Genomic DNA, 26,729 nt, shown 5'->3' with positions numbered 1-26,729 from the left:
AGTTGGGGTGTAATGTCCCGGTTCGAACTGGAAAGAGGGTGGCTGTTATTAGGCACGGTCACATCTCACATTTAAATACGAGGATTTGTCCTCGGCCTATTGGATCTGTCTTGCTCGCAAGCAGACCCCTAATGAAAGGAAATGCCTCATGGCACTGACAGTTGAACACAAAGCAGAAATCGTAAAAGACTACCAGCAAGCTCCAGGTGATACAGGTTCTCCAGAAGTGCAAGTTGCACTGCTGACCTTTAACATCAACACGCTGCAAGGTCACTTCAAAGCAAACAGCAAAGACCACCACTCCCGTCGTGGTCTGATCCGCATGGTAAACCAGCGTCGTAAGCTGCTGGACTACCTGAAAGGCAAGAACGTTGAGCGTTACAAAGCGCTGATCGCTCGCCTGGGTCTGCGTCGCTAATAGCGATGTTGCTAGAGGCTGGTCGTCTGTCGTGCGTTTGTGGGTTTCCCACAGGCGCACGGCAGGCTTCCAGCCTCAAGTTTTATCTGGACAGCCGGATTCTTACGAAAGCTCGCCCTACCGGCGGTTTTCGTAAGCATCTTGAATCGGGTATGACCCGGTAGTGCACCCGTATTTCGCAAGAAACCCGTTCCCCAAGAGCCACAAAGAAGGTAGGACACCGTGAACCCGGTTATCAAAAAATTCCAGTTCGGTCAGTCGACCGTTACCCTCGAGACTGGCCGTATCGCCCGTCAGGCCTCCGGCGCAGTATTGGTCACCGTTGACGATGACGTCAGCGTATTGGTGACTGTAGTCGGTGCCAAACAAGCCGATCCAGGCAAGGGCTTTTTCCCTCTGTCTGTTCACTACCAAGAAAAAACCTACGCCGCGGGTAAAATCCCAGGTGGATTCTTCAAGCGTGAAGGTCGTCCTTCCGAAAAAGAAACCCTGACCTCGCGTCTGATCGACCGTCCGATCCGTCCACTGTTCCCGGAAGGCTTCATGAACGAAGTGCAGGTTGTCTGCACCGTTCTGTCCACCAGCAAAAAAACCGATCCGGACGTCGCTGCGATGATCGGTACTTCGGCTGCGTTGGCAATCTCCGGTATTCCTTTTGATGGCCCAATCGGCGCTGCCCGCGTTGCTTACCACGAAAGCACTGGCTACCTGCTGAACCCGACTTACGAGCAACTGGCCGCTTCAAGCCTAGACATGGTTGTTGCCGGTACATCGGAAGCCGTATTGATGGTTGAATCGGAAGCCAAAGAGCTGACCGAAGACCAAATGCTGGGCGCTGTACTGTTCGCCCACGACGAATTCCAAGTTGTGATTCAGGCTGTTAAAGAGCTGGCTGCTGAAGCTGCAAAACCAACGTGGGACTGGGCTGCTGCCCCAGAAGCTACCGCACTGCTGGGCGCTATCCGTGCCGAGTTCGGCGAAGCGATCTCCCAGGCTTACACCATCACCATCAAGGCCGACCGTTACGCTCGTCTGGGCGAACTGAAAGACCAAGTGGTTGCCAAGTTGTCCGGTGAAGAAGGTCAGCCTTCGTCCAGCGAAGTTAAAGCTGCATTCGGCGAAATCGAATACCGCACCGTTCGTGAAAACATCGTAAACGGCAAGCCGCGTATCGATGGTCGTGACACCAAGACTGTTCGCCCTCTGAACATCGAAGTGGGCGTTCTGCCAAAAACCCACGGTTCTGCTCTGTTCACCCGTGGCGAAACTCAGGCGCTGGTCGTTGCAACACTGGGTACTGCCCGTGATGCACAACTGCTGGATACCTTGGAAGGCGAGAAAAAAGACCCGTTCATGCTGCACTACAACTTCCCTCCGTTCTCGGTAGGTGAGTGTGGTCGTATGGGTGGCGCTGGTCGTCGCGAAATCGGCCACGGCCGTCTGGCCCGTCGTTCGGTTCAGGCCATGCTGCCTGCTGCTGACGTGTTCCCGTACACCATTCGTGTTGTATCGGAAATCACTGAATCTAACGGTTCCAGCTCCATGGCTTCGGTCTGCGGCGCATCCCTGGCACTGATGGACGCTGGTGTTCCGATGAAGGCGCCGGTTGCCGGTATCGCCATGGGTCTGGTTAAGGAAGGCGAGAAATTCGCCGTTCTGACTGACATCCTGGGTGACGAAGATCACCTAGGCGACATGGACTTCAAAGTAGCCGGTACCTCTAAAGGTGTTACCGCGCTGCAGATGGACATCAAGATCAAAGGCATCACCGAAGAAATCATGGAGATCGCTCTGGGCCAAGCCCTGGAAGCTCGCCTGAACATCTTGGGTCAGATGAACCAGATCATCGGTCAGTCGCGTACCGAGCTGTCGGCAAACGCTCCGACCATGATTGCGATGAAAATCGACACCGACAAAATCCGTGATGTTATCGGTAAAGGCGGCGCGACCATCCGTGCAATCTGTGAAGAAACCAAAGCGTCGATCGATATCGAAGACGACGGTTCGATTAAGATCTTCGGCGAGTCCAAAGAAGCAGCAGAAGCGGCTCGTCAGCGCGTTCTGGGCATCACCGCAGAGGCCGAGATCGGCAAGATCTACATCGGTAAGGTTGAGCGTATCGTCGACTTCGGCGCATTCGTAAACATCCTGCCAGGCAAAGACGGCTTGGTTCACATCTCCATGTTGAGCGACGCTCGCGTTGAGAAAGTGACTGACATTCTGAAAGAAGGTCAGGAAGTGGAAGTACTGGTACTGGACGTGGACAACCGCGGCCGTATCAAACTGTCCATCAAAGACGTTGCTGCTGCTAAGGCGTCGCAAGCGTAATCGCTGCCGACACCTGCTTTGAAAAAAGGATCCTTCGGGATCCTTTTTTTATACCTGCGGTAAAGCCAGTGCAAAAGGCCATGATTCAAAAGCCGCAACTTGCATGCAGAATTGAACAGAGTCATGCAATCTGCACGATCACGAGAATTTAATCATTTTCTAAGTTATTGATTTATAAGGGTTTAATTGTTTTAAAAAGTTGGCACAAGCCCTGCAATAGTACTTGTAACCCTGCTGCCGTGAGACGGCGCAGATTTTTAAGAAGACAGGAGTTACTCGTATGAAGAAGTTCGCTATCGCTGCCGCAACTGCCACCGCTCTGACCCTGACTATGGCCAATGCTGCATTTGCTGCTCAAGCAACGACTCAGGCGCCTATGGTCGTAGCTGCTGGCGAAGTCACTAAAGCCAAGGAAGCTACTTCTGATACCTGGATCACGACCAAAGTTAAATCTGACCTGTTGACCGAGAAGGGCATTCCAGGTTCCGACATCAAAGTTGAAACCAACAAAGGCGTAGTTTCGCTTTCCTCTACAGTCGCTATCACTGATGCACAGAAGAAAATTGCTGTCGACATCACTAAAAAGATCAAAGGCGTTCAAGCTGTTTCGGCCGATGGCCTGAAAGCTGAATAACGCTCCCTTTTTCGTAGAACCGGGGGGGGAAGCAGGAGCAGGTGATCTAACCGATTGACCTGCTGGCTTTCGAAAATGGTTCATGCGACGGCCACACGGACGTGGTCATTACAGCCCTCGGCGTTATGCGTCGAGGGCTGTTCTATTTGGAAGAAGGAATAGAGTCTACTTCGGCGGGTGCGTGCAATTTCTCTCGTAGCAGTTGCCTAGCAGGCTATGCAACTGCGGAATCGGATTTACTCGCTATCCAGATGCAATGGCGAGACCACTCGGCCGTCGCTTTCAGGTTCACCGAGTGTGGCATCGACAAAATACACTCGTTCATCGGCCAACCCGCCTTTATCCACCAGGTAGTCCTTGATGCTACTGGCGCGGTCCTGGCCCAGTTGACGCAATAGCACTTCGCTTTTACTCCAGAAGTCGATGAGTGCAGCGCTCATCTTGGCCGCGCGCTCATCACGACTCAGATCACCCCACTCAGCAGGAGGCTGCTGCTTGAGGCGTGTGCGATAGATGCCTTCCAGTAAGGGGCCTTTCTCGTCATCGGGCACTTTAAGCAACGATGCCTGAGCGGGTACTTTGTCGCCACGGCGCTGGAGAATTTTGTAGTAGTTGTACTGGTATTCGCGCTCCAGTCGGTCTTGCGCAATGAGCGGCCCGTCACTTTTTTGTGCAGCAGTGCCTTCAATCTCCAAACGTAAGGCTGGACGTTGCTTCAAGGCCTCTGCCAGTGAGTTCAGGGCTTTTTGTGCATCAGGGCTCAGATCGCTCGATCCAGGAACGAATGACACCGTGCCCAAGTCTTCGGCCCCCCCGCCACTGATCAGCCCGCCAATAAACTTGAACGGCGCTTGTGCGGCACGCATCACCAGATTGCGCAGGGTTTGCCAAACAATTGGCATCACACTGAACTGCGGATTATTTAGATCGCCCGTCACGGGCAATTCAATAGAGATTCTGCCGTCTGTGTCTTTGAGCAGAGCAATAGCCAGTTTCAGTGGCAGGTTCACAGCGTCCGGGCTGTCGACTTTTTCGCCGAGTTGCAATTGCTCAATGACTACCTTGTTCTCGGCCTTAAGCTGGCCTTTGGTGATCAGGTAGTGAACATCTAGGCTCAGACGGCCTTTGCGAATTCGGTAGCCGGCGAATTTTCCGGAGTAGGGCGTCAGTGTAGTGAGCTCGACACGTTTGAAGCTGGTGGCGATATCGAGGCTGGCCATTGGGTCAAAAGGGTTGACACTGCCCTTGATTGTCACGGGGGCGTAACGGTCAACTTTACCTGCGATATTGACACTGGCGGGCTTAGCCTCGCGGCTATTGATGCTGCCGATTTGGCCATTGAGCTGTTGAATGGCCGTGGCGAAGTTTGGCGTCAGGCTGAAGTCGGCAAAGTTTGCGGAGCCATCATTGATGGCAATACCACCGACATAGATACCCAGTGGCTTTTCCTTGGCTGCGGGTTTGGTAGCACTTTTGGCACCGCTGTTGGCAGGTTGAGGAATCAATAAGTCATCGATGTTGGTGGTGCGATCATCGTTGATCATGAACCGCACGTACGGTTGTGTGATGTTGATCTTGGAGATCGACACGTTGTCGTCATGTTGATACTTAATATCTTCAAGCACCAAGCGCTGCCATTTAAGGAAGTCGCGATTTTTCATCGTGTCCAAAGTGTGCAACTGATCAATTTGGGCTCGCCCCTCTACCGTAAAAGCCAATGGCTCAACGCTTTTTAGGTTGACCTCCAAATCACTGTCGAGCATACCGCTGCGCAGTTCTAGACGAATAAACGGGTCGATGTAGGCTTGGGCTACTCGCAGGTCGATGTCTTTGGTGGTGACTTTCAGTCGTGCGCCCATCGGGCTCAGGTTGACGTTGCCGCTGGCCGCCAGCTTGCCCTGTTTGCCAATGCCGGTGTCGAGCGTGAGACTAAAGGGCGACTGATTGAGGCTGTCGAAGTTCTTCAGTTTCAGATTGAGCGGGCCGATGTCCAGCGCCACTGGGGTAGTGGGCTCTTTGTCAGCCAGGTGCACGCGGTAATCGCGCAGTTCCACATCCTTAAGCAGCACTTGCCATGGTTTGCTGGGTACAGCAGGCGCGGATGCTGGCTTGGACGCTCCAGCCGCCACCGTCTCGTCAGCTTTTCGCGCAGGCTTGGACGGTTGGCTGGCAAACAGCTTTTGCCAGTCGAGCTGGCCATCCTTCTCCCGCGAGGCCCACGTTTCAAGGTTGTTGCTCTGGATTTTCCCGACAACCACGCGCTGTTTGGCGAGGTCGACCGTGGTGTCGCTGACATTCAAACGCTCTAGGCGTACGAGTGGCCGACCGTCCGGGGCATTGATCTTGAATGGAGCAAGGCTGGCGGAAACGTTGCTCAAGACCATTTCAGTGTCTTTGGCCAAGTTCAACGTGTAGTCCGTGCTGAAATTCAACACGCCGTCTTCGAGTGCCAGCGGTAGCGCATCCCGGACATATGGCCACCAGACCTTCATCTGGCCATCGGTGACCTTAAGTTTGCCTTCGGAGGCAATGGGCACCAGGCTCAGCGTACCGCTCCAATCGATCCGTCCGCCGGCCGGACCCATTGCCACGAGCGTCATATCAGCGTTGTCTTTGGGCAGAGTGCTGAGGTTTTTCAGTTCAAGGTTCATCGAGTCGTACAAAAACTCGATCGGTTCACTCGGCCGCATATCTGTGAAATGCAGGTAGCCGTCAGCCAGCTTGATATTGTCGATGCGGACAGGGAAAGGTTTGCTCTCAGGCTGTTCGGGCGTGGGTTCACTGGCTGGCAGTTTGAACAACTGAACCAGGTTGAGTGAGCCATCTTTGTTAAACAGCAGCTCAGTCTTTGGCTTGTCCAACTGCAGGTCGGTCAAGTGCAAGGCTTTGGTCCACAGGCTGTCGACCTGCACATTGGTGTAAAGGCGCTCGAAGCCGATTTGCTCCTTGCCAGGTTCGCCGACGCGAAAGCCCCACAATGTGAGTTCTAGGCTAAACGGGTTGAACTCTAACCGGTCGAGTTTGGCGGGAACCGTTGCGTAATTGGCCAACTGCTGGTTGATAACACGCAAGCCAATGCCGGGCAAAATAAAGAAGCCCAGCACGCTATAAATTGCGATAGCAGTTAGCACTGCGCCAATGGCGCGGATCAATCCTTTGAGCATGTGGGGCGTCGTCTTTACGTTCAGGAGTGCCTTTGAGTATGGCACGCGTTTCCGGTTCCGATATGGGCGCCTTATTTAGGGTAGGACTTTTCCCTTTGTTGCGAGTTTTTTAGAACTGCAAGATCAGCGTTTTCAATGGAGGCTGTTGATCTTGCGACGGGAAGTCCGTTGCGGGTGTCAGTACTTGCCAGTCGCGTACTGGACGACCTGCTTTTTCGGCGCAACGCAGTACCTGTTCGCGCCAGTCGTCCATGCCGACTTTTGCCAGGTTGTTGCAGCAGATCAGCACACCATTCGCTGCTGTGGCGAGCACTGCAGGCTTGAGCAGGCTTTGGTAATCGCGCAGCAGGTCAACCGTGCCGAAAGCACTCTTGGCCCAGGCTGGCGGGTCGAGCAATACCACATCATATTCGCGTTGCTCCAGGCGCGGATAAGCTGGCAATTTGTGGCGACGTTGAATAATCGGCAGCCCGGCCAATTGGCGGATGGCGGCGAAATAGTCAGATTGCACAAAATTCATCTTCTTCAGCTGTGGGTTCAGCAGGCCATTCTCACGGCCTACTGCCAGATTGCCTTCGGCAAAATCCAGGTTACAGACTTCGCTGGCACCACCGGCGGCTGCGCTCAAGCCTACGCCACAGGTGTAGGCAAACAGGTTGAGCACGCTTTTACCGGCGCTGTGCTGTTTGACCCAGCCGCGCGCATTGCGTAAGTCGAGGAATAGCAGCGGATCTTGGCCAGCATGACGCCCGCGCACGCGGTATTTAAGGCCCCATTCATGGCCGACCATGTCAGCCAGCGCGGCGTCTTCAGCTTTGTACACCGTGTCTTCACGATCAATGCGCGAGTTACCTTGCGAACGATCGTTGTAGACCAGCAGTAATTCCAGGCCTAAGTGGCGATTGATGGCGTCATGCAATTGCAGCAGATCATCGCGCTCAAGGCGCTGGTGGAAACTTTGCACCAACAGTTGCGGGCCGTAGCGGTCGATGGTTAAACCGCCGGCACCTTCTTGGCTGCCGTGGAACAGGCGATAGCAGTCAGTGCCCTGAGCGTGCAGCTCGGCCAGCAAATCCTGACGATTATCGAGAGCGGCGCGCAGCGCCTGGTTCAAGGAAGACATGCGATGCGCCTTGGGATAGATAAGGCGCGGCAGTTTAACAGAATAGGGTGATCGTACGTCTCAAACCTGTGGCAGCGGGCTTGCCTACGATTCAGACACCCAGCCCCATGCGCCGCCGTGCGCGTTGCACAGAACCGTTGCGCACGGCCCAACGCAAGATCGGCGCGGTGCTGTTAACACACGAGCGCACTAGCTGTCGTGTGACAGGACGTTGCTCAAGCTCAAGCTGATCGCTGGCCCAATCGGGTAGCAAATCAATCCCGGCCTGCATCATCAGTGCCCCAAACGGTTTGGCCAGCAGGCTAGGGGCGGGTGCATTGAGCAGCAGGCGAATCACTTCATGGCTGCGTTCATCGCACCGTAACTGTGGGCGAATCTGGTCGAGGTACTCGGCGATTTGCTGGCGTGAGCGCGGCACCTGCGTGGCGCCCAGTCGTTCAGCGACCAAGGCGATTTCATCGTAGTAACGGTCCTGATCTTCGGCGGACAAGTGCGGATTGCGGTAGCGAAGATGAGCCGCGAGAAAGTTGCTGACTTCTGCCACATGCACCCACGTGAGCAACTCAGGGTCGCTGGCGGCATAAGGTTTGCCATCAAGCCCGGTGCCAATGACTTGCAGGTGAATAGTGCGGACTTTATCGATCAACCAGTTGGCGTCTGCGGTAGAGCCAAATGTAGTGCCGGAAATGAACTGCCCGGTGCGGCGTAACCGGCCCAGCATGTCTTGGCGGAAATTGGAGTGATCCCACACCCCGGCCAAGGCCAGCGGGTGCAAGGCTTGCAGCATCAAGGCGCTGATGCCGCCAATCAGCATGCTGGTGAAGTCACCGTGCACACGCCAACTGATAGAGTCCGGGCCAAACAGTCCGGGGTCGCCTTTGGGGGTTTCGAGGTCGAGCTGGCCGAGCGAAAGCCCGGTCAGGCTCATGATTTGGCGTTCGATGGGACGACGGATAAATTCCATGAAGCCTCAATGCCAGCCAGTCGGGGAGACTGGCTGGCCATCAATCAACCGCGATGACGTCCGCGGAAGTAGTTGATCAGACCTTGGGTCGATGCATCGTCGGCAGGCTCTTCGAGGCTGCCGGTCAGGCGATTGTAAACGCCCTTGCCCAGCTCTTTGCCCAGCTCCACGCCCCATTGGTCGAAGGCGTTGGTGCCCCAGATTACGCTTTGCACGAAGACTTTATGCTCGTACAACGCAACCAATGCACCCAGACGGCGCGGGCTGATGCGCTCAACCACCAGCGTATTGCTCGGGCGGTTGCCTGGAATCACCTTGTGCGGCGCCAGTTTTTGCACCTCTTCTTCGCTCATGCCTTTGTCGCGCAATTCAGCTTCGGCTTCTTCGCGGGTTTTACCCAGCATCAGCGCTTGGCTTTGCGACAGGCAGTTGGCGTACAACCACTGGTGGTGATCGGACACCGGGTTGAAGCTGACGATTGGCACGATGAAGTCGGCCGGAATCAGTTGGGTGCCTTGATGCAGCAATTGGTGATACGCGTGCTGACCGTTGCAACCCACGCCGCCCCAGATGACCGGGCCTGTGTCGGTGGTCACAGGAGTGCCATCCTGACGCACACTCTTGCCGTTGGACTCCATGTCCAGCTGTTGCAAGTGCTTGGTGATGTTGCGCAGGTAGTGGTCGTACGGCAGGATCGCGTGACTTTGCGCACCCCAGAAGTTGCCGTACCAAACACCGAGAGAGGCCATCAAGACCGGCATGTTTTGTTCAAATGGCGCGTTCTGGAAGTGCTGGTCCATGCTGTAGGCACCGGACAGCAGCTCTTTGAAGTTGGACATGCCGATGGCCAATGCAATCGGCAAACCAATAGCCGACCACAGCGAATAACGACCGCCCACCCAGTCCCACATTGGGAAGATGTTTTCTTCGCGAATCCCGAATGCGACGGCGGCCGCGTTGTTGCTCGACACCGCGATAAAGTGGCGATGCAACTCGGCTTCCGAGCCACCTTGAGCCAAGTACCAGGCACGCGAAGCTTGGGCGTTTTTCAGGGTTTCGAGGGTGTTGAAGGATTTCGACGACACGATAAACAGCGTGGTTTCAGCGCGCAGTTTTGCAGTCAGTTCGTGGAACTCACTGCCGTCGATGTTTGCCAGATAGTGGCAGCGGACGCCTTTTTGGGCGTAGGACAGCAGTGCTTCGGACACCAACTCTGGGCCGAGGAACGAGCCGCCAATACCAATGTTGACCACATCAGTAATCGGCTTTTCGGTGTAGCCACGCCACAGACCGTCGTGAATCCGGCCGACCAGTTCGGTCATTTGGTTCAGGACTTTGTGTACCTGCGGCATGATATTTACGCCGTTCACCGACAGCTTGTCGGCCACTGGGCGGCGCAATGCGGTATGCAGGGCAGGACGGCCTTCGGAGGCGTTGACGATTTCGCCTTCAAACAGCGACTTGATTGCACCCTTGAGGTCGGCCTCGTTCGCTAGATTTACCAACAAACTACGGGTCTTATCGGTGATCAGGTTTTTCGAGTAATCCAGAAACAAGCCACAACTGCTCAGAGTGAAATCTTCAAAGCGTTTAGGGTTGTTGTTGAATGCATCGCGCATGCTGAAATGCTGCATGTCGGCACGGTGGAGTTTCAACGCTTGCCAAGCGGGCAGAGCGGTAACGTCATGAGGAGTGCGGTAGTACGCCATCGCTGCGAATATCCTTTTGCTTGAACTGCCTTTTGGACACTGAAAACACCGAAACCTTCGTTCTTATATCGATATTTCGGTCGGTCTGCTTCTGCGCTTCATTCAGAAGCAGGGCGATTACAGTAAACCTCGCGCCTGCTTCTGTCTCGGCTTTGTCTGACACTACTGAGTAACTTTTGTCACAAGCATGTTACTCGGGACCTACACGATTTTCAGTGTTGGATCATGGGGGAGGTTAATCCGCTGTTCCGAGTAGCCTGTCTCTTACAGTGAGCTGTCGAGATTCAGGTGTATGTTGTCGATCAGGCGAGTTGCGCCCAAGAACGCTGCGACGAGAATCACGATGTCACGATCATTGGCTTGCGCTGGCAGCAAGGTCAGCGCATGACGGATTTCCAAGTAGTCGGGGCGAAACCCTTCTGCTTCGATACGTTGCAGGTGCTGGCTAACCAAGTGCGGGTAATCACGCTCGCCAGTTTTTATGGCCTGAACGATCTCGTTCAGATGCCGATACAGCGCGGGCGCAACATGACGCTGCTCTTCGGTCAAATAGCCGTTACGCGACGACAAGGCCAAGCCATCTTCGGCACGTACCGTCGGCTCACCAATGATCTGCACCGGGATGTTCAGGTCATTAACCATGGCGCGAATAACGGCCAATTGCTGGTAGTCCTTTTGCCCAAAGATCGCCAGATCGGGCTGAACCATATTGAACAATTTGCCAACGACCGTCGTGACCCCGTCGAAATGCCCAGGTCGGCGGCTGCCGCACAGTTCATTGCTGAGTTGTGCCGCCGTCACGCGGGTCAGGCCAGCCATGCCGTGGGGGTACATTTCTTCTACCGTCGGGGCGAACAACAGGTTGCAACCTGCTTGCAGGAGTTTTTCCTGATCGGCCGCGAGGGTGCGCGGATAGGTATCTAGGTCTTCGTTGGCGCCGAACTGCAACGGGTTGACGAAAATGCTCGCCACCACAAAGTCTGCTTGCTGAGCCGCGGTGGTCACTAACGCTGCGTGGCCACTGTGCAGATTACCCATGGTGGGTACGAGGCCAATTTGTTTACCTTCGCTGCGGGCGCGGGCGACTGCGGCGCGCAACTCGCGAACGGTTTTTACTGTGTTCATGCAGAGAATCCGTGTTCGGTACCAGGAAAACTGACGGCTTTGACTTCAGCCACGTAAGCGCTGAGTGCCGATTGAATGTCGGGTTGACCCGCCATGTAATTCTTTACGAATTTTGGGACGCGCCCAGTCAAGGAAAGGCCGAGCATGTCGTGAAGCACCAAAACCTGGCCGTCAGTATCGCTGCCAGCGCCAATGCCGATTACCGGGATTTTAACCGCAAGGGTGATTTCACGGGCCAACTCGCTCGGCACACATTCCAGCAGCAACATAGCCGCACCTGCTTGTTCCAGAGCAATAGCATCGGCGCGCATTTGGCGGGCCTGAGCTTCGTTGCGGCCCTGGACTTTGTAACCACCCAACACGTTCACAGTTTGTGGGGTCAGGCCCATGTGCGCGCACACGGGAATGCCGCGCTCGGTCAGCAAGCGGATGGATTCTGAGAGCCAGACGGCGCCTTCTACCTTGACCATGTGCGCGCCGGCTTTCATCAACTGGGCACTGTTGTTCAAGGTTTGCTCGAGTGTCGCGTTGGCCATGAAGGGCAGGTCGGCGAGAATCAGTGCGTCCTGGTTGCCGCGTTTTACGCTGGCCACGTGATACGCCATTTCTGCGGTAGTGACTGGCAGCGTGCTGTCATGCCCTTGCAGGACCATGCCCAAGGAGTCGCCCACCAGTAACACTTCCACACCGGCCTGATTACAGACGTGAGAAAAGGTGGCGTCATAGCACGTCAGCATGGTGATTTTTTCACCTTTTTGCTTAAGGCTTTGCAGGGTGGTCAGGGTGATAGCCGGCATGAAAAAGGATCCTCGTCAGGCAGTGTGATAACCACAGCGCGTTACGCACGTGATTGATCGTATAGGCAGGAACACCTTTATGGACGGTGCTTACAACGCCTGCTTTTCACAGTGCGCCGTCCAATGGACGGCAGCGGGACGCCTATAGTCGTGACGGGAACACTGGAAGTCAATTAGAGGTGTTACCGCGGGGGTGTTACCGGGATTATTGATTCGTTTCAGCTTAACGTTCAAGGCGCTCGAGGCCGACAAACGGGCAGTCTGCCAGCAACTGTTCGAGGCTACGCCCATCGGCGAGCGTCAGTGAGGCAGGGGCCAGTTCGGCCAACGGATACAAAACGAAGGGGCGGGCGTGCATGTGGTAATGCGGAACCTTGAGTCTAGGCTCCTCGATCAGTCGATCGCCGAATAGCAGGATGTCTAGATCAAGCGTGCGCGGCCCCCAACGTTCATGGCGTTCGCGACCTTGATCCAGCTCGATGGCTTGCAGCGCATCCAGCAAGTCCAGAGGTGCCAGCGTGCTGTCGATGGCGGCTACGGCATTGGTGTAACGCGGTTGGCCGGGTAACAGTGAGTCGCTTTGGTAGAACGCCGACACTGCGACGAAGCGGGAGTCAGGCAGTTGCGTCAGCGCCTGTACGGCGCTGCGCAACTGGTCTGCCGGGTCAGCCAGATTGCTGCCCATGCCGATGTAGATCCGCTCCATCGCTTACTCGTCCGCGCCGGTGCCGCGTTTGCGTTTACTGCTGCTGGTGCGGCGGCGTTTGCGCGGGGCGGTCCCGGTGCCGTCATCTTTGTTGTTGCTCAAGTCGCGGATCATATCGCGACGGCCGCTGTCATTGGCGTCCTGGTAATCAGTCCACCATTCGCCCAAGCCATGGGTCTGTTCGCCGGCGCTTTCACGCAACAGCAAGAAGTCATAGCCAGCACGGAAGCGCGGGTTGTCCAGCAACATGTCAGCGCGTTTGCCGCTCCGACGCGGCAGGCGTTCTTGCATGTCCCAAATCTCGCGAATCGGCATGGTGAAACGCTTGGGAATGGCAATCCGTTGGCACTGCTCAGCGATCAGTTCGTGGGCGGCTTCCTGCATGGCTGGAATAGGCGGCATGCCACGGTCTTGCAGACGCAACACGCGAGCAGGCAGAGCAGGCCACAGCAGCGCAGCAAATAGGAAGGCCGGGGTTACTGGCTTGCCCTGCTTGATGCGCAGATCGGTGTTGCGCAAGGCTTCGCTGATTAGCGTGTGGGTGTACGTCGGGTTGTGCTCCAGTGCTTCGGCGCTGGCCGGGAACAATGGATCGAACAACTCAAGGTCGACCAGCATTTCGAACGTGTCGCAGGCATTGCCAGAGAGGAACAGCTTCAACACTTCTTCGAATAGCCGTGCTGCCGGGATCTCACGCAGCATGGGCGCCAGATCTCGGATCGGTGCTGCTGTGTGTTTTTCGATACCAAAGTCGAGCTTGGCAGCGAAACGCACAGCTCGCAGCATGCGCACCGGATCTTCCTGGTAACGCTGTTGCGGATCACCGATCAGGCGCAGCAAGCGGTTACGGATGTCGTGTACGCCGTTTGCGTAATCGAGAATGCGTTCGCTGACCGGGTCGTAGTAGAGGGCATTGATCGTGAAGTCACGACGCTGAGCGTCTTCTTCAAGGGTGCCGTAAACGTTGTCGCGCAAAATGCGCCCGCTTTCGTTGCGAGAGGATTGGTTGCTGTCTTCCTCTTCGTCGTTTTGCGGGTGATTGGCACGGAAGGTTGCGACCTCAATGATTTCGCGACCAAAGTGGATGTGCACTAACTTGAACCGCCGACCGATGATTCGCGCGTTGCGAAATTCGGCACGCACCTGTTCAGGGGTTGCGCTGGTGGCGACGTCGAAGTCTTTAGGGGTGATGTTGAGCAGCATGTCGCGTACACAACCACCGACCAGGTAGGCCTGGTAACCGGCGTTCTGCAGGCGCTCGACAATATTGACCGCGTAACGGCTGAACTGGGCGCGTTGCAGCGAGTGTTGGCTGCTGTTGAGCACTTCAGGGGTGCTACGCAGTTGTTGCGTACGACGCTTGGGAGAACGGAGTGACTGGAACAGCTTCTTCAGCATGGGATGCACTGTTTGAAGGAATGTTCGGCCAAAACGAAGAATGACCGCATGATGGGCCGGGATTCTAGCATTTAGTCAGGGGATGGTGTAGGACGCTGAGCCGCTCTTGCGAGCGAAGCTACAAGCGGCACGCTAAAACAGTTGCAAGAGGGTTGAGTTAGAGCGTGTAAGCGGTTTTTGCTGAATCGCAGGAAGCACAAGGGGAGCCGAAGCTCCCCCAGAATTAGTTGCATGCTCTATTTTTATTATGTTTTTCGGGCTTTTTGTTTTTATTAAGTGCCCTGACTACAGAGGTTATTCCTGCGTAGCCCTCTCAAATTGAGAGATAAGAGCAAACGGATTGCTTTGGTCGCTGTGTTGATGTGATCAATGATCCAACTAGTTCAGGCTCTGCTTTAAGTGCAGTTTTTGTTGTTCTCTGCCTAGTCGTGGGGTAACCCCCATTTACAACGCCTCTCCAAAACAATCAGTTAGCTGCGCCTCCGCCGTGTTGTTTTTGTTATGCGTGAGCCGATACGTCTTATTTTTATTGTGTGTTGCTGTGATTCTTATTGTTCTTGTACGAATACATATAGCAGGGGTCGTGCCAACTTTTGCACAGCCCAGCAAAATAGGGGGGTTTGACGGTTTTGACTTTTTAAAGGGCCAAAAAAAGCCGGGGTTTCGTTACCGTAAACCCCGGCTTTTGTTACGTGAATCGTCAGCGGTAACAGTTTTTTCACCGCTGCGCGTGTTACCGGACTCAGTTTTCGCTCGCGACCCCAGTTTTTCTACGGGGGATACCTAGGCGTTGGCGACGCTCCCACAGGCATTTACGGCTTACCCCGAGTTTGCGGGCCAGTTCGGTCTCGGTCATGTGGTCTTGATGTTCCAGAACAAAGTGCTGGAAGTAGTCTTCCAGTGACAGGTCTTCGGTTGGGTCCAGGCTAGTGTTACCGCTACTGATGCTCTGCTGCGGGGCCAGGCCCATGAAGTCGTCGTCTTGCAAATCGCTGAGTTCAATGTCGATGCCCAGCAGTTCAGCCGAAATTTCCGGGCTTTCGCACAAGATGACGGCGCGCTCGACTGCGTTCTCCAGTTCGCGAACGTTACCTGGCCACGTGTAATGGCTAATGGCGCGTTCTGCGTCGGGGGCGAACTTCAAGTCAGTGCGTCCAACGCGGGCGCTTTGGCGGGCGAGGAAGGCGTGGGCAATTTCGTTGACGTCAGCGCCTCGTTCACGCAAAGCAGGCAGCTTGAGTGCGATGACGTGCAGGCGGTAGTACAAGTCTTCGCGGAACTGGCCGACCTTGGCTAGGTTCTTGAGGTCTCTGTGGGTTGCCGCAATAAGCCGCACATCGACTTTTTGCGATTGCACCGAGCCGACGCGGCGAATTTCGCCCTCTTGCAGAACGCGTAACAGGCGCGCCTGAGCTTCGAGTGGCAATTCACCGATTTCATCGAGGAACAAGGTGCCGCCATCGGCCGCTTCTACCAACCCTGCACGCCCTGCACTGGCGCCGGTAAATGCACCTTTTTCGTGGCCGAACAGTTCGGACTCGATCAGCGATTCGGGAATGGCCGCACAGTTGACCGAAATCATTGGCGCTTTGGCGCGTTTGGACAGGTTGTGTAGGGCGCGTGCGACCAACTCTTTACCTGTACCGGATTCGCCTTGAATCAATACATTGGAGTCAGTCGGGGCCACTTTGCGGATTTTGCTGTACATGTCGAGCATCGGCGGGCACGAGCCAATGATGCCAATTTCACCGTTGCTGTTGTCCACGGTGCTTTTGTCGGCACCGCCGGCCTTGGTCGCTGGGCGTTCAACGGCCACGCTCTGCGGGTGTTGACGGTCTCGCAGAATGCGCGCGACGGCTTGCAACATTTCGTCGTGATCAAAGGGTTTGGCGATGTAGTCGACCGCGCCCATTTTCATCGAGTCTACGGCTGAGCGAAGGCTTGCGTAGCTGGTCATGATCAGCACCGGCTTGCCTTGCCCCAACTTGATCAGCTCGGTGCCTGGCGCTCCTGGCAGGCGCAAATCGCTGACAATCAAGTCGAACGAGGGAATGCTGAAACGCTCTTGTGCTTCCTGTACCGAACCAGCTTCGCTGACTTGGTACTGATTACGCTCCAACAGACGGCGCAACGCGGAGCGGATGATTGTTTCGTCTTCGACGATCAAAATATGCGGCATTGATTCGGTTCTCTCGACGGTCTCAGTTCACAGCGGACGTCGCTTCGACATGACGCGGTAATGTCACCCGGATACGGGTTCCGCGTTGGCTTTGAATGTCAGCCGGGCTGTCGATGGTGATTTGTCCATAATGCTCTTCAACGATGGAATAGACCAGTGCAAGGCCCAGACCGGTGCCTTCGCCAGGGTCCTTGGTGGTGAAGAAAGGTTCGAACAATCGGTCCATGATGTTCTTCGGAATACCGCTGCCTTCGTCTTCCACGATCAGATCGACCGTGTGTTCGCTGGCCTCGCTTTTGACGCGCACTGCACTGCCGGCAGGGGAGGCATCACGGGCGTTTGATAGCAAGTTGATCAGCACCTGAGCCAACCGTTGCGGGTCGCCGTCGACCCAGTGGTCGGGATCGCACAGGTTGTAGAACTGGACTTCAAAATTGCGCCGGTTCAGGGCCAGCAGACCAATGGCATCCTGTGCGACTTCGGCCAGACATACGGGCTCGTCGTTGTGCTGGTGGCTGCCGGCGTGGGCGAAGCTCATCAACGACTGCACAATGCGCGATATGCGTTTGGTCTGTTCGAGAATCTGGCTGCTGATTTCGGTCAGCTCGCTGTCGTCTTCGCGCTCTTCACGTAGGTTTTGCGCTAAGCAGGCGATGCCGGTCACTGGGTTGCCGATCTCATGGGCCACGCCCGCCGCCAGTCGGCCGATACTGGCCAAACGCTCGGAGTGAACCAATTTGTCTTCGAGCATTTGTGTTTCAGTTAAATCTTCGACCAGCAACACCAGGCCGCTGTTGCCCGGTGCCAGAGGCTCATCAATGGCTGCCTTGTGCAGGTTTAACCAGCGAGTCTGACCGTCGAGGGCCAAGTGCTGTTTGTGCAAGTGTTCGTCGGGCAGGTCGATAAAGCCTTGTAGCAGTTCACGCCACGGGTTTCCCAAGGTGCTCAGGCGAGAGCCCACGACACGTTGCGCAGGAATGCCGGTCAGCTCTTCCATGGCTTTGTTCCACATCAGGATCTCTTGATCCTTGGCCAAGGAGCACACGCCCATTGGCAGTTCTTGCAACGTTTGGCGGTGATAGCGGCGCAGGGCATCGAGTTCGGCGGCCAGACCGGTCAGGCGCGAGTGATAGTCCTCAAGCCGGCTTTCGATGAAGTGAATGTCTTCGGTAACGTAGTTATCGCCGCCTGATTTATAAGGCAGGAAAGTCTCGACCATGTCTTGGGCAACGCTTGGGCCCATGAGGCCTGACAGGTTGGCTTCGATTCGGTCGCGCAGACGGCGCAAGGCATAAGGACGGCGCTCGTCGAACGGCAAGTACAGGTCGCGCAAGGCTTGCTCGACTTCTTTTTGCGCCGCTTTGGCGCCCAAAGGCTTGGCCAGTTGGGTGGCGAATTCTTGAGGGGAGGCGGCATGCAATTCGCGGCGCTGTGGGCGGCGAACGTTATCCACAGCGCAGGCTTCGGCGGCACTGGCTTCTTCGGGGCTGGCATTGGTGAACAAGGAGATCAGGGTAAACATCAGCACGTTGGCGGCGAGCGAGGCGATGGCTGCCATGTGCCAACTGGTGTCGTCCAGCACGTAGATCATGTCTAGCCACGGGATGTAGAAACCTTGGAAGTTGCCGACCAGCGGGAACAGCATGCTAACCATCCACACCACGATCCCGGCCAGCAAACCGGCGATAAAGCCGCGTCGGTTTGCGGTGGGCCAGTACAGGACCGAGAGCACACCCGGCAAAAACTGCAACGTGGCGACAAAGGCCACGATGCCGAGGTTGGCCAGATCCTGCTCTGCGCCTAACAGCAGGTAGAACCCGTAGCCGGCCATGATGATGGCCACAATCAGTGCGCGGCGGGTCCACTTCAGCCAGCGGTAGATGTTGCCTTCGGCGGGTGGCTGGTAAAGCGGTAGCACCAGATGGTTCAACGCCATGCCCGACAGCGCCAGCGTGGTCACGATGATCAACCCGCTGGAGGCCGATAGTCCGCCTACATACGCCAGTAACGCCAAGGATTTGCTATTGGCTGCGATGCCGATACCCAGGGTGAAGTATTCGGGATTGGTGGTGGCGCCCAGTTTGAGCCCAGCCCACAAGATGAGCGGTACCGCGAGGCTCATCAACAGCAAGAACAGCGGCAAGCCCCAGCTTGCGCTGACCAGCCCGCGAGGGTTGAGGTTCTCGGTAAAGGTCATGTGATACATGTGCGGCATCACAATGGCCGAGGCAAAAAACACCAGCAGCAAGGTGCGCCATGGCCCTTCTTGCAACGGGGTGTGCAGGGCCGCGAGAGCCGTCTGGTTTTGTAGTAACCACACTTCCAGTTGCTGTGGGCCATCAAATACGCCGTACAGCGCGTAGAGGCCCACTCCGCCAATGGCCGCTAGCTTGATCACTGATTCAAAGGCTATCGCAAACACCAGCCCTTCGTGTTTTTCACGGGTGGCAATGTGCCGAGATCCGAAGAAAATCGTGAACAGGGTGATCATCGCGCAAAAGCTCAGGGCCACGCGGTGCTGGACCGGCTCGCGGGTCAGGATGCTGATGGAGTCCGCCACGGCCTGGATTTGCAGGGCCAGCAGCGGTAACACGCCGATCAGCATGAAAATGGTGGTCAGTGCCCCCGCCCAGGAGCTGCGAAAACGAAAGGCAAAGAGGTCGGCCAGCGATGAGAGCTGGTAGGTGCGGGTAATTTTTAAAATGGGATAGAGCAGGACGGGGGCCAGTAGAAACGCGCCAGAAACCCCGAGGTAGCTGGACAAAAAGCCGTAGCCGTATTCATAAGCCAGGCCTACGGTGCCATAGAAAGCCCAAGCGCTGGCATACACACCCAGTGACAAGGTGTAGGTCAGCGGGTGACGAATGATGGCACGCGGGATCATGCCGCGTTCACTGATCCACGCCACGCCAAACAGCACCAGCAAGTAGGCGGCGCTGACCAGCACCATCTGGGTCAGGCTAAAGCTCATCGGCATCTTTTTGGCTCTGAAGAATAAAGGTCACAACGATCAGAATCAGCCAAAGCAGATACGGCCTGTACCAGGCGCCCGTCGCGTCAATCCACCAATCCATGATGGCGGGGGAAAACAGGTAAATCCCGACAACCAGCAACAGGACCAAACGATAGATATACATTCTGCCCTCACTTTTGCTGGCCGCATGCCCTAAAAACGTGCGGCGATGGTAACGGATGGCTGGCAACCTGCAAGGGGTGTCAGCGTAATTGCGCTTCTGCCAGGGTGAGCGCACGCGGTATTAGTTCGGCATTCCAGTGTGCGATGCCCCATTCGAGGATTTCTCGCGGGCTGGCGCTATTCAGATGCTGGTCGGGCGCTTGGCCCAATGTGCGTAAGGCGCGAAGTAGCAAGGGGCTGGCCTGTTCGGCTGTTAGCGGCGGCGAACGGTACGATTTGCCGAGTTTGTGGCCATCCGGCTGTACGATCAACGGCACGTGCAGGTAGCGAGGTTGCGACAAGCCGAGCAGTTCTTGCAGGTAGAGTTGGCGCGGCGTGGAATCCAGCAGGTCAGCGCCACGCACAATATCGGTCACGCCTTGCGAGGCATCGTCGAGCACCACGGCTAATTGATAGGCGTACAGCCCGTCGCGGCGACGAATCACAAAGTCGCCCACGTCCCGTCCCAAATGCTGGTGGAATACGCCTTGCACGCGGTCTTCAAACGCATATTCCAGCTCGGGCACACGTACGCGTATGGCGGCGTTGTCCATCGAGTGACCCGCATTGCGGCAAAGCCCCGGATAAATCCCGTTATAGCCTTCGAGTTGTTTGCGTGAGCAGGTGCAAGCATAGGCCAAGCCTTGGCTAAACAATCGGTCCAGCACCTGCGCGTAGGCGTCGTTGCGTTCGCTTTGGCGAACCAGTTCGCCGTCCCACTCAAAGCCATAGCGTTGCAGCGCATCCAGAATCGCGGCCTGGGCGCCGGGCATTTCGCGCGGAGGATCGAGATCTTCCATACGCAACAGCCAGCGCCCGCCTACAGAGCGTGCATCAAGATACGAGGCGAGGGCGGCAACCAGCGAGCCAAAGTGCAGATGGCCGCTGGGCGTTGGGGCGAAACGCCCGATGTAGGAGGGGTTTGAAACAGCCGTCATGGCATAAATCCTGTAGCCGCTGCCAAAGGCTGCGATGGGGTGCGTAGCAGTCTTGGTGCTTTGAAGGCCCTTTGGTCCTTATCGCAGCCTGCGGCAGCGGCTACAGGGCTGGGTGGCCAAATTACAAAAACAAAAATGGGGCGTTCGCACGCCCCATTAGTTCAAACCGACGATTACTTGCCGACTTGTTTTTCCTTGATTTCAGCCAAGGTTTTGCAGTCTACACACATGTCCGCAGTGGGGCGTGCTTCGAGCCGGCGGATACCGATTTCGACGCCGCAAGACTCGCACCAACCGTATTCTTCGTCTTCGATCAGTTGCAAGGTCTTGTCAATTTTCTTGATTAGCTTGCGCTCGCGATCGCGGGCACGCAGTTCCAGGCTGAACTCTTCTTCCTGGCTTGCGCGGTCAGCTGGATCAGGAAAGTTTGCCGCTTCGTCTTTCATGTGATCAACGGTGCGGTCGACTTCCTGCATCAAGTCCTGTTTCCACTTTTGCAGAATCTTGGTGAAGTGCTTACGCATGGGCTCGCCCATGTACTCTTCACCCTTCTGTTCAACGTAGGGTTCGAAGCCGCTAAGTTGACTATTCTGTTGCTTTGCTTGTGTGGGCATGAAATGGACCGCCTCTCATTCTTCTAATCCATTGCGCAGGATTGCAACATCACCGACACCTGCCGGCCCTGCGGCTGCAAGCGGGCGAACTTACCAGATCAAATCGGACCGCGCTACTCCCGGTTGTCTAGCCCATTGTCAGTTGCTGTGTACAGAGCCTGTGATGCTTGAGATTAGTGGCTAATTAATAACTTTAGTCGACCTATGACCGATGCTTGCGCCGTTTGGTTCTAGTCATGCGCAGTCTAAGACTCTATTTCGCTCTCCCTTGTGACAGTGCTTGGGTAGAATCGGGCTTTTGCTTACCCAGGAAGGCAGGCTCATGGCTCAGTCTTACAGTGCGCGCAGTCGCGCGATCGAACCGTTCCACGTGATGGCGTTGTTGGCGCGTGCCAACGAACTGCAAGCGGCGGGGCACGATGTGATTCACTTGGAGATCGGTGAGCCGGACTTCACCACGGCTGAGCCGATTATTGCAGCGGGCCAGGCGGCGTTGGCTGCTGGCAAGACGCGTTACACCGCCGCGCGAGGCTTGCCTGAGTTGCGTGAAGCTATTTCCGGGTTTTACCAGCAACGTTACGGCCTGAATATTGATCCTTCACGCATTCTGATCACTCCAGGAGGCTCCGGTGCTTTGCTTTTAGCCAGCAGCCTACTGGTAGACCCCGGCAAACACTGGTTACTTGCAGATCCCGGCTACCCATGTAATCGACATTTCCTGCGCTTGGTCGAAGGTGCCGCGCAGTTGGTGCCGGTCGGTCCCGACGTTCGGTACCAACTGACTGCCGATTTGGTCGAGCGATACTGGGATCAAGACAGCGTAGGGGCGTTGGTTGCATCGCCTGCCAATCCGACGGGCACGATTTTAAGCCGCGATGAGCTGGCCTCGTTGTCGGCGGCGATCAAGGCGCGCAACGGTCATTTGGTGGTGGACGAGATCTATCACGGCCTGACATATGGTTGCGAGGCGGCCAGCGTGCTGGAGGTTGATGACAGTGCGTTTGTGCTCAACAGCTTCTCCAAATATTTCGGCATGACGGGCTGGCGCCTGGGCTGGCTGGTGGCGCCCCCTGAGGCGGTGGCCGATTTGGAAAAGCTTGCGCAGAACCTCTACATCAGCGCCCCGAGCATGGCGCAGTACGCAGCACTGGCCTGTTTCGAGCCGCAAACACTGGCCATTTTGGAAGAGCGCCGCGCCGAGTTTGGGCGTCGCCGCGATTTTCTGTTGCCGGCCTTGCGTGAGCTTGGGTTCGGGATTGCGGTTGAACCCGAAGGTGCGTTCTATCTGTACGCCGATATCAGCGCGTTTGGTGATGATGCATTTGCATTTTGCCGGCACTTCTTGGAAACGGAGCACGTAGCGTTCACTCCGGGCCTGGACTTTGGTCGGTTTCAGGCCGGGCATCATGTGCGCTTTGCCTACACTCAAAGCCTGCCGCGTTTGCAAGAAGCCGTAGAGCGGATCGCTCGTGGTTTGCGGACCTGGACACACTGATGCAGTTCTTCCCCGCGTTAGAAGAAGGACGTCTGCTCAAGCGCTACAAGCGTTTTTTAGCGGACATTGAGACAGCCTCGGGCGAGTTGCTGACCATCCATTGTCCGAATACCGGCTCGATGCTCAATTGCATGGTGGAGGGCGGGCAGGTCTGGTTCAGTCGCTCCAATGACCCCAAACGCAAGTTGCCGGGCACGTGGGAAATCAGCACAACCCCGCAAGGACGGCTGGCATGCGTGAACACCGGGCGCGCCAATCGTTTGATCGAGGAAGCGTTGCTGGCAGGCGTCATCACGGAGTTGAACGGCTTTACCGCGCTCAAGCGTGAAGTGGCTTACGGACAGGAAAACAGCCGGATTGATTTTCGTCTGGAGTACCCAGACGGTTTTGCCTTCGTTGAGGTTAAAAGCGTGACGTTGGGGTTTGATGGCACTCGGGTAGCGGCTTTTCCGGATGCCGTCACCCAGCGTGGCGCCAAACACTTGCGTGAGCTGGCCAGTCTGGCCCGTGAAGGTGTGCGGGCCGTGCAACTGTACTGCGTCAATCTCACCGGCATCGACGCTGTGCGACCGGCGCAGGAAATCGATCCCGGTTACGCCGCAGCCTTGCGCGAGGCGGTCGCCGCCGGGGTGCACGTGCTGGCGTATGGCGTGAGTCTTACCTCTGACTCCGTGGTGGTTGATCGCCGATTAGACGTCATCCTCTGATTCTTCTGGTGTCATCCAGATTCCTTGATTGTCTTCGTGGCAATCGAGGGCTGTCAGAAACTGCCCGGCACAAGGCCCGGCAACGCACTCCCCGGTTTCAATCAAAAACAGCGCCGCGTGCGTTGCGCACTGAATCAGGCTGGCGCTGGGGTCGAGGAACTGATTGGGTTGCCACTCCAGCGGCACACCGCGATGCGGGCAGCGGTTTTTGTAGGCATACACCTGACCGCCTCGGCGAACTGCGAACACACGCGCGCCGTCCTGTTCGAAACCCAGGCTGGCGCCTTCGGCCAGCGTTGCAGAGGGGCATAAAAACTTCATTGCAATCCTTAACCTACCCTGATGTTTGGGTAGATAGCGCGTTTGAGCCGGGTTAAGAGGTTGACGTGCAAATGCAAACAATTATCAAATGGCCGCTTGCTTTGCAGTGTGCTGTTTTGACTGCGCGGCAAAACCGTTGTCCTGTTGAGCCCTCTTATCAAGGAACGCCCTGTATGCGCTTGAGTACCCGCCTAATAATGCTTTGTGCAGGCCTTATGATCAGTCATGCCTGCTTGGCTGGCGAGTTGCCGCAACGTTGGGTCAGCGCTGGAGGGGCGCTTTCGGAGTGGGTCAGCGCATTTGGCGCAGAGTCTAAATTGGTTGGGGTCGATACCACCAGTCAACATCCTCAATCACTTAAATCCCTGCCCAGCATTGGCTATCAGCGTCAGCTCTCGGCGGAAGGGATTTTAAGCTTGAAACCGGATGTGTTGATCGGCACAGACGAAATCGGCCCGCCGCCTGTTCTGGCGCAGATTCGCAATGCGGGTGTCCCGGTCGAAATGTTCTCAGCAGAGGCCAACCTGGAAAGTCTGCAGGGCACGCTCACGCATTTGGGGCGTCTGCTGGGTGATGAGGCGCAGGCTGTGCAGTTGTTTAAGGCTTATCAACAACAGTTGGACGAGCACCAGCAGCAGGTCAAACAGGTGCAGGCCAACCACTCGTCACCCGGTGTGCTGCTACTGCTCGGGCATGCGGGCGGCAAGCCGTTAATCGCCGGCAAAGACACCGCCGCAGACTGGCTACTGACTCAGGCAGGCGGGCACAACCTGGCGACTCACACCGGCTATAAACCTTTTTCTGTCGAAGCGCTGGCAGGTCTGAACCCTGAAGTGCTGGTGTTTGCAGACCGCAGCCTGACAGGGGAGGCGGCACGTAAAGCACTGATTAAAGAGAACCCGATTCTGGCCTCGATTCGCGCCGCCAAAGACGGACGTATTTATGAGTTGGACCCAACGCTTTTGGTGGGCGGCCTAGGCCCTCGTTTGCCGGCCAGTTTGAAGCAACTGACCGCTGAGTTTTACCCTGCGGCGTCGGCCAACCCATGAGGACGCTGGTTAAGCCGCGTTCTTTATTTATTGGGCTGAGTGCGTTGTGTTTGCTGGCAATTTGGTTATCGCTGGCATTGGGCCCGGTTAGCTTGCCGCTTTTTGACACCTTGCGTGCGGCACTGCGTTTGATCGGCGTACCGATTCAGGCCGAAGGGTTGGAGCAAGCCGAGTTGATTCTGGGGCAGATTCGTTTGCCCCGGACCCTGCTCGGGCTGGCGGTTGGTGGCGTGCTGGCGCTGTCTGGCGTGGCGATGCAAGGACTGTTTCGTAACCCTCTGGCCGACCCGGGTTTGGTGGGCGTGTCCAGTGGTGCTGCGCTAGGGGCGGCGATTGCGATTGTTGGCGGTGCGGCATTTGGCGGGCTGCCAGACGTTATGGGGCCGTATTTGCTGTCGCTCTGTGCGTTTCTCGGCGGGTTGGGTGTGACCGCGTTGGTGTACCGGCTTGGGCGACGCAACGGTCAGACCAATGTCGCAGTGATGTTGCTAGCGGGTATCGCGTTGACGGCGTTGGCCGGCTCGGCCGTCGGGCTGTTTACTTACCTGGCCGATGACGCGACGTTGCGCACACTCACGTTCTGGAACTTAGGGAGCCTGAACGGCGCCAGTTATTCACGTCTGTGGCCTCTGCTGATTGTCACGGTGGGGGTTGCTTTGTGGTTGCCACGTCGCGCAAGTGCGCTGAATGCGTTGTTATTGGGTGAATCTGAAGCCAATCATTTAGGCGTCAATGTTGAAGGTCTGAAGCGTGAGTTGGTGTTCTGCACTGCGTTGGGCGTGGGTGCGGCGGTAGCCGCGGCAGGCATGATCGGTTTTGTCGGGTTGGTGGTGCCGCATTTGGTACGACTGCTGGCGGGCCCTGATCATCGGGTGTTGTTACCTGCGTCTGTACTGGCTGGCGCCGCTTTGCTGCTGTTTGCTGATCTGATTGCGCGTCTGGTCTTGGCCCCGGCAGAGCTGCCGATTGGTATTGTGACTGCGTTATTGGGCGCGCCGTTTTTCCTTTACTTACTGTTGCGAGGCCGCCACTGATGCTACGCACAGAACATTTACAGATTCGCCGTGGCTCAAAAGTGGTGCTGACTGATGTCACCCTTGATGTTCGTCCGGGCGAGGTATTGGGCGTGCTTGGCCCCAATGGCGCGGGCAAAAGCACGCTTTTGGCTGCGTTGTGCGGGGAGTTGGCGCCGACAGACGGGCAGGTCTGGCTAGACGACCAGGTTTTGAGTCAATGGAAAGGCAGCGAGCGGGCGCAACGTCTAGCTGTGTTGCCGCAAACCTCGACCCTCGACTTCGGATTTCGTGTTGAAGAAGTGGTTGGCATGGGCCGCTTGCCGCATCAGACCGGGAGTGTGCGTGACGCTGAAATTATCTGTGCGGCCTTGCAAGCGGCGGATGTCGAGTATTTGACAGGTCGCAGTTATCTGGCTTTGTCGGGGGGGGAACGTCAGCGGGTTCATCTGGCGCGGGTGCTGGCGCAATTATGGCCGGGGCAAAATGGGCAAACGTTGTTGCTTGATGAACCAACTTCGATGCTTGACCCTTTGCATCAGCACACCACCTTGAAAGCCATTCGTGCGTTCGCTGATCGTGGTGCAGCGGTATTGATCATCCTGCACGACTTGAACCTGGCGGCGCGTTATTGCGATCGCTTGTTACTGCTTGAAGACGGTTGCCCGCGTGCGCTGGATTGCCCGCAACACGTGTTGGAGCCGCACGTGTTGAAAGCTGTGTTTGGTCTGGATGTGTTGGTGCAGTCGCACCCGGAGCTAGGGCATCCGGTGATTCTTGCGCGCTAGCAGGCGGCGTTTAGTAGACAGCTTTCAATCGTAAAAAAAAGACCCGGCAAGAGCCGGGTCAAATAACCGTGATTAGCCTGATGA

At 56.3% G+C, this 26,729-nt stretch carries 22 protein-coding genes; 8 read left to right on the top strand and 14 right to left on the bottom strand.

The genetic code is table 11. The features are described from left to right. Positions 1-148: 148 nt before the first annotated feature. The 3 genes from rpsO (at position 149) to B347_RS0114380 (ending at position 3,380) form a co-directional block, all read left to right on the top strand. Positions 149-418: a 30S ribosomal protein S15 gene (rpsO, locus tag B347_RS0114390; protein ID WP_016783433.1), complete on the top strand. Its 270-nt coding sequence runs from the start codon at positions 149-151 to the stop codon at positions 416-418. Between the two features lie 222 nt (positions 419-640). After that, positions 641-2,746: a polyribonucleotide nucleotidyltransferase gene (gene pnp, locus B347_RS0114385; RefSeq protein ID WP_019410393.1), complete on the top strand. Its 2,106-nt coding sequence runs from the start codon at positions 641-643 to the stop codon at positions 2,744-2,746. A 280-nt stretch (positions 2,747-3,026) separates the two neighbouring features. Continuing rightward, positions 3,027-3,380, top strand: coding sequence for a BON domain-containing protein (locus B347_RS0114380; protein ID WP_019410392.1), 354 nt, complete (start codon positions 3,027-3,029; stop codon positions 3,378-3,380). A gap of 236 nt (positions 3,381-3,616) precedes the next feature. On the opposite strand, the gene B347_RS0114375 is transcribed toward B347_RS0114380, so the two are convergent. From B347_RS0114375 to dksA, 13 genes are all read right to left on the bottom strand, one after another. Then, positions 3,617-6,544 carry a DUF748 domain-containing protein gene (locus B347_RS0114375; protein WP_019410391.1) on the bottom strand — a complete coding sequence of 976 codons (2,928 nt, stop codon included), beginning with the start codon at positions 6,542-6,544 and terminating at the stop codon, positions 3,617-3,619. A gap of 109 nt (positions 6,545-6,653) precedes the next feature. Continuing rightward, positions 6,654-7,667: a class I SAM-dependent rRNA methyltransferase gene (locus B347_RS0114370; protein WP_019410390.1), complete on the bottom strand. Its 1,014-nt coding sequence runs from the start codon at positions 7,665-7,667 to the stop codon at positions 6,654-6,656. A gap of 91 nt (positions 7,668-7,758) precedes the next feature. Continuing rightward, positions 7,759-8,631, bottom strand: coding sequence for an oxygenase MpaB family protein (locus B347_RS0114365; RefSeq protein WP_019410389.1), 873 nt, complete (start codon positions 8,629-8,631; stop codon positions 7,759-7,761). A gap of 44 nt (positions 8,632-8,675) precedes the next feature. Continuing rightward, positions 8,676-10,340 carry a glucose-6-phosphate isomerase gene (gene pgi / locus B347_RS0114360; RefSeq protein ID WP_019410388.1) on the bottom strand — a complete coding sequence of 555 codons (1,665 nt, stop codon included), beginning with the start codon at positions 10,338-10,340 and terminating at the stop codon, positions 8,676-8,678. Between the two features lie 264 nt (positions 10,341-10,604). Further along, a complete protein-coding gene (gene panC, locus B347_RS0114355) occupies positions 10,605-11,465 on the bottom strand; it encodes a pantoate--beta-alanine ligase (protein WP_019410387.1) in 861 nt (286 codons plus the stop codon). Beyond that, positions 11,462-12,262, bottom strand: a complete 801-nt coding sequence (gene panB / locus B347_RS0114350; protein ID WP_019410386.1) for a 3-methyl-2-oxobutanoate hydroxymethyltransferase — start codon at positions 12,260-12,262, stop codon at positions 11,462-11,464. Before panB ends, panC begins: the two co-directional genes overlap by 4 nt. Positions 12,263-12,485: 223 nt before the next feature. Further along, a complete protein-coding gene (gene folK / locus B347_RS0114345) occupies positions 12,486-12,968 on the bottom strand; it encodes a 2-amino-4-hydroxy-6-hydroxymethyldihydropteridine diphosphokinase (protein ID WP_019410385.1) in 483 nt (160 codons plus the stop codon). A 3-nt stretch (positions 12,969-12,971) separates the two neighbouring features. Beyond that, positions 12,972-14,366 (bottom strand): polynucleotide adenylyltransferase PcnB, encoded by a 1,395-nt coding sequence (locus tag B347_RS0114340; protein ID WP_019410384.1) that lies wholly within the window; start codon positions 14,364-14,366, stop codon positions 12,972-12,974. A 742-nt stretch (positions 14,367-15,108) separates the two neighbouring features. Beyond that, positions 15,109-16,545: a sigma-54-dependent transcriptional regulator gene (locus tag B347_RS0114335; RefSeq protein WP_019410383.1), complete on the bottom strand. Its 1,437-nt coding sequence runs from the start codon at positions 16,543-16,545 to the stop codon at positions 15,109-15,111. 22 nt (positions 16,546-16,567) lie between these two features. Then, entirely contained in the window at positions 16,568-19,522 is a 2,955-nt protein-coding gene (locus B347_RS0114330) for a sensor histidine kinase (RefSeq protein WP_026014197.1), read from the bottom strand. Next, positions 19,506-19,682, bottom strand: coding sequence for a hypothetical protein (locus B347_RS26285; RefSeq protein ID WP_003176118.1), 177 nt, complete (start codon positions 19,680-19,682; stop codon positions 19,506-19,508). Before B347_RS26285 ends, B347_RS0114330 begins: the two co-directional genes overlap by 17 nt. 79 nt (positions 19,683-19,761) lie before the next feature. Then, a complete protein-coding gene (gluQRS, locus tag B347_RS0114320; RefSeq protein WP_019410381.1) occupies positions 19,762-20,658 on the bottom strand; it encodes a tRNA glutamyl-Q(34) synthetase GluQRS in 897 nt (298 codons plus the stop codon). A gap of 173 nt (positions 20,659-20,831) precedes the next feature. Then, the gene (gene dksA, locus B347_RS0114315) at positions 20,832-21,272 is read right to left on the bottom strand and encodes an RNA polymerase-binding protein DksA (RefSeq protein WP_019410380.1); all 441 of its coding nucleotides are present in this window, start codon (positions 21,270-21,272) and stop codon (positions 20,832-20,834) included. 322 nt (positions 21,273-21,594) lie between these two features. On the opposite strand from dksA, the gene B347_RS0114310 reads away from it, so the two are divergent. Further along, on the top strand, positions 21,595-22,767 hold the full coding sequence (locus tag B347_RS0114310; protein ID WP_019410379.1) for a pyridoxal phosphate-dependent aminotransferase: 1,173 nt from the start codon (positions 21,595-21,597) through the stop codon (positions 22,765-22,767). Then, positions 22,767-23,474, top strand: coding sequence for a DNA/RNA nuclease SfsA (sfsA, locus tag B347_RS0114305; protein WP_019410378.1), 708 nt, complete (start codon positions 22,767-22,769; stop codon positions 23,472-23,474). Before B347_RS0114310 ends, sfsA begins: the two co-directional genes overlap by 1 nt. On the opposite strand, the gene B347_RS0114300 is transcribed toward sfsA, so the two are convergent. Further along, positions 23,457-23,795, bottom strand: coding sequence for a Rieske (2Fe-2S) protein (locus B347_RS0114300; protein WP_019410377.1), 339 nt, complete (start codon positions 23,793-23,795; stop codon positions 23,457-23,459). The two genes, sfsA and B347_RS0114300, sit on opposite strands and share 18 nt — an antisense overlap. 173 nt (positions 23,796-23,968) lie before the next feature. On the opposite strand from B347_RS0114300, the gene B347_RS0114295 reads away from it, so the two are divergent. The 3 genes from B347_RS0114295 to B347_RS0114285 are packed head-to-tail and all read left to right on the top strand — an operon-like array spanning position 23,969 to position 26,645. After that, complete coding sequence (locus B347_RS0114295; RefSeq protein ID WP_026014196.1) at positions 23,969-24,844, top strand: heme/hemin ABC transporter substrate-binding protein; 876 nt, start codon at positions 23,969-23,971, stop codon at positions 24,842-24,844. 50 nt (positions 24,845-24,894) lie between these two features. Continuing rightward, positions 24,895-25,878 carry a FecCD family ABC transporter permease gene (locus B347_RS0114290; protein ID WP_192812380.1) on the top strand — a complete coding sequence of 328 codons (984 nt, stop codon included), beginning with the start codon at positions 24,895-24,897 and terminating at the stop codon, positions 25,876-25,878. Beyond that, on the top strand, positions 25,830-26,645 hold the full coding sequence (locus B347_RS0114285; RefSeq protein WP_423812783.1) for a heme ABC transporter ATP-binding protein: 816 nt from the start codon (positions 25,830-25,832) through the stop codon (positions 26,643-26,645). Before B347_RS0114290 ends, B347_RS0114285 begins: the two co-directional genes overlap by 49 nt. The last annotated feature ends 84 nt before the right edge of the window (positions 26,646-26,729 follow it).

Origin of the sequence: Pseudomonas psychrophila HA-4 (assembly GCF_000282975.1) — a bacterium.
Classification (GTDB): domain Bacteria; phylum Pseudomonadota; class Gammaproteobacteria; order Pseudomonadales; family Pseudomonadaceae; genus Aquipseudomonas; species Aquipseudomonas psychrophila_A.
The sequence above is the reverse complement of the archived record's forward strand: the minus strand, read 5'-3'. Positions and strand labels throughout refer to the sequence as shown.

What these genes read in the sequence shown, in the direction of transcription:
- folK (WP_019410385.1), bottom strand. Translation starts at nt 12,968, where the DNA reads ATGGAGCGGATCTACATCGGCATGGGCAGCAATCTGGCTGACCCGGCA.
- B347_RS26285 (WP_003176118.1), bottom strand. Translation starts at nt 19,682, where the DNA reads ATGTATATCTATCGTTTGGTCCTGTTGCTGGTTGTCGGGATTTACCTG.
- B347_RS0114370 (WP_019410390.1), bottom strand. Translation starts at nt 7,667, where the DNA reads ATGTCTTCCTTGAACCAGGCGCTGCGCGCCGCTCTCGATAATCGTCAG.
- panB (WP_019410386.1), bottom strand. Translation starts at nt 12,262, where the DNA reads ATGCCGGCTATCACCCTGACCACCCTGCAAAGCCTTAAGCAAAAAGGT.
- B347_RS0114375 (WP_019410391.1), bottom strand. Translation starts at nt 6,544, where the DNA reads ATGCTCAAAGGATTGATCCGCGCCATTGGCGCAGTGCTAACTGCTATC.
- panC (WP_019410387.1), bottom strand. Translation starts at nt 11,465, where the DNA reads ATGAACACAGTAAAAACCGTTCGCGAGTTGCGCGCCGCAGTCGCCCGC.
- sfsA (WP_019410378.1), top strand. Translation starts at nt 22,767, where the DNA reads ATGCAGTTCTTCCCCGCGTTAGAAGAAGGACGTCTGCTCAAGCGCTAC.
- dksA (WP_019410380.1), bottom strand. Translation starts at nt 21,272, where the DNA reads ATGCCCACACAAGCAAAGCAACAGAATAGTCAACTTAGCGGCTTCGAA.
- B347_RS0114300 (WP_019410377.1), bottom strand. Translation starts at nt 23,795, where the DNA reads ATGAAGTTTTTATGCCCCTCTGCAACGCTGGCCGAAGGCGCCAGCCTG.
- gluQRS (WP_019410381.1), bottom strand. Translation starts at nt 20,658, where the DNA reads ATGACGGCTGTTTCAAACCCCTCCTACATCGGGCGTTTCGCCCCAACG.
- B347_RS0114330 (WP_026014197.1), bottom strand. Translation starts at nt 19,522, where the DNA reads ATGCCGATGAGCTTTAGCCTGACCCAGATGGTGCTGGTCAGCGCCGCC.
- B347_RS0114310 (WP_019410379.1), top strand. Translation starts at nt 21,595, where the DNA reads ATGGCTCAGTCTTACAGTGCGCGCAGTCGCGCGATCGAACCGTTCCAC.
- B347_RS0114380 (WP_019410392.1), top strand. Translation starts at nt 3,027, where the DNA reads ATGAAGAAGTTCGCTATCGCTGCCGCAACTGCCACCGCTCTGACCCTG.
- B347_RS0114365 (WP_019410389.1), bottom strand. Translation starts at nt 8,631, where the DNA reads ATGGAATTTATCCGTCGTCCCATCGAACGCCAAATCATGAGCCTGACC.
- B347_RS0114295 (WP_026014196.1), top strand. Translation starts at nt 23,969, where the DNA reads ATGCGCTTGAGTACCCGCCTAATAATGCTTTGTGCAGGCCTTATGATC.
- B347_RS0114335 (WP_019410383.1), bottom strand. Translation starts at nt 16,545, where the DNA reads ATGCCGCATATTTTGATCGTCGAAGACGAAACAATCATCCGCTCCGCG.
- rpsO (WP_016783433.1), top strand. Translation starts at nt 149, where the DNA reads ATGGCACTGACAGTTGAACACAAAGCAGAAATCGTAAAAGACTACCAG.
- B347_RS0114340 (WP_019410384.1), bottom strand. Translation starts at nt 14,366, where the DNA reads ATGCTGAAGAAGCTGTTCCAGTCACTCCGTTCTCCCAAGCGTCGTACG.
- pgi (WP_019410388.1), bottom strand. Translation starts at nt 10,340, where the DNA reads ATGGCGTACTACCGCACTCCTCATGACGTTACCGCTCTGCCCGCTTGG.